The organism is Desulfamplus magnetovallimortis, from assembly GCF_900170035.1.
Lineage (GTDB): Bacteria > Desulfobacterota > Desulfobacteria > Desulfobacterales > Desulfobacteraceae > Desulfamplus > Desulfamplus magnetovallimortis.
Genome location: NZ_LT828562.1, coordinates 80,889 through 82,808, shown reverse-complemented (window position 1 = coordinate 82,808; position 1,920 = coordinate 80,889). Strand labels below are relative to the sequence as shown.

Sequence of the window (1,920 nt, the reverse complement as noted above, 5' to 3'; positions counted from 1 at the left end):
CCAGTTTGGAAAGCTTCTGACCCTGATGCGTAGATTGCTCAGTGTCAGGAGTCCCCTGATCGATTTCTGGGTTTTCTGATTCACTGGCAGGGTCAACCAAACTATCAGGTTGGGTAGACTCACTTTCTACGATGTCTGCATCACTATAATCGTCAGGATCATCTGAATTGTCCTCATCTTCTTCGGTATTTGATTCAGGTGACTCTTCAGCATCAAGTGTGCTCTGCCCAATGTTTGATTTGTCAAATTCAATAGTAGCGTCCTCCCCGGTATTCTTCTCCGCTTTCCCCTCTGAGTCGTCTGAGTTAGCTTCCTCTTCAATATCTGATTTTGTCCGATCGGATAAATTTGATGTCGGGGAGTTAGAAGCATTATTCTGAGCATTTTTTTCTTCAACTCCTCCAGCATCTTTTCCTTCAGGTTCTTTTGAATCTGAATTCATTTTACTTTTTAGTTCAGCAATGCTTGCTTTGAATTGTTGAAAATCGGTAGCCACTTCAAACAATTTTACTATGACTGCTCGCCCCAAAGTGAGATGGTCTCGCAGCCAGCTATATGAAAGTCCGAAACACTTGCTGTCAGTGAACAGCTCAATGTCATCTTCTGTGAAGTCCCTTGCAAGCTGACAATATTTATATAAGGAGCTTTTGTTAATTCCAGTTTTGTCAGATATTGCAGCAAACTCATCCTCTCCATAATCTTTTTGATAAAAATCGTTGATTTTCTTTCCAATAAGAAAATTGTTTGTCAATCTTGTTATATTTTTTACTCTATCTAACCTTTTGATCTCTATGATCAATTCATTCTCTTCCTTAGTCAAAGGATAATCTGTATTGTCCAAAGTCATTTCTTGGTTCTCCTTTAAATAAAGGAGGCGCCTCCGAATTTTATTGAGCTCTTCTTTTGATTTTCAACCGCCTGGCCAAAGCAGCTGTTTTTTTGTCCATACAGGTCTGGTGCGCTTCCAGAGTCTGTAAATGCTATGCCATTAGTTCTGAAACGATTTGATCCAAATCAGTATCTGAACTGGCTCTGAAGTTTTCCAACCATTGATCAATGTCATCCCTCTTGATTCGAATGAGCCTACCGGCACTGCCGATGCGATAATGCGGTATCGGGTGCACCGGGTCTTTTAATTGATCTCTAAGCAGCCGCTCTGATAATCGTAGATAATCGGCAGCTTCTGTTACGGTAAAATATCCAACTTCAACAGGCGATCTTTTCTTGCGTTTTCTCATTTTGAATCACCCCCTTTCATCCATTTTTTTTGGCATTGACTTCAAGTTCTTTAAACTCGTGAAGACCCCTCAAGAGGTTTTGATTTACATTAAATATTACTTTGATGGATTTTTCATCCTCCTTGAAAAAGAAATTCTAGGAGGATGACTTTCAATAAAAAATATATCTTTTTTAACATTGACATCGAACGCTCAAAACTGTGAATGTTTTTATCTGCAGATGAATAGAGCTTCTCACATTGAATCTGTCCTGTAACCCTCCTTGAAAAAGCAATTCTAGGAGGATGACTTTCACTAAAAAATGTAGCTACAGTTAGGGAGTAATGTGGTATGATCAAAGTTGCGTAGAGGTGTTTTGACGTGACTTTAGCAGACCATAAATCAAACCAACTGGAGGATATTGATATGGGAGTTAAAGTCAGAGAAAAGAAAAAGGATTCTGGAGAGTGGTGGATTTTTATAAATCACCAAGGAAAGAGAAAAGCAAAAAGGATAGGAAGAAATAAGAAGGCCGCTGATAAAATAGCGAAGGCAATTGATGCTAAAATTGCACTGGGACAATTCCAGCTTGAAGAAGAGACAGAAGAGGAAAAAGTACCGTTGTTTTCAGACTATGCCGACATGTGGATTGGAACTATCGTTCCTGCAACTTGCAAAGATTCAACAATTGTTGATTATAAAA

3 protein-coding genes are annotated in these 1,920 nt (G+C 39.0%); 1 reads left to right on the top strand and 2 read right to left on the bottom strand.

Translation table 11 applies throughout. The features are described 5' to 3' along the window. The coding region (locus MTBBW1_RS24650; protein WP_222424159.1) for a hypothetical protein at positions 1-847 on the bottom strand (847 nt) is incomplete at its 3' end. Positions 848-980: 133 nt separating this feature from the next. Continuing rightward, a complete protein-coding gene (locus MTBBW1_RS24645) occupies positions 981-1,238 on the bottom strand; it encodes a helix-turn-helix domain-containing protein (protein ID WP_080808819.1) in 258 nt (85 codons plus the stop codon). 360 nt (positions 1,239-1,598) lie between these two features. On the opposite strand from MTBBW1_RS24645, the gene MTBBW1_RS28730 reads away from it, so the two are divergent. Continuing rightward, on the top strand, positions 1,599-1,920 hold a 322-nt coding region (locus tag MTBBW1_RS28730; protein WP_186441693.1), incomplete at its 3' end, for a hypothetical protein.

Coding starts and splice junctions, on each gene's coding strand:
- MTBBW1_RS24645 (WP_080808819.1), bottom strand. CDS start 1,238: ATGAGAAAACGCAAGAAAAGATCGCCTGTTGAAGTTGGATATTTTACC.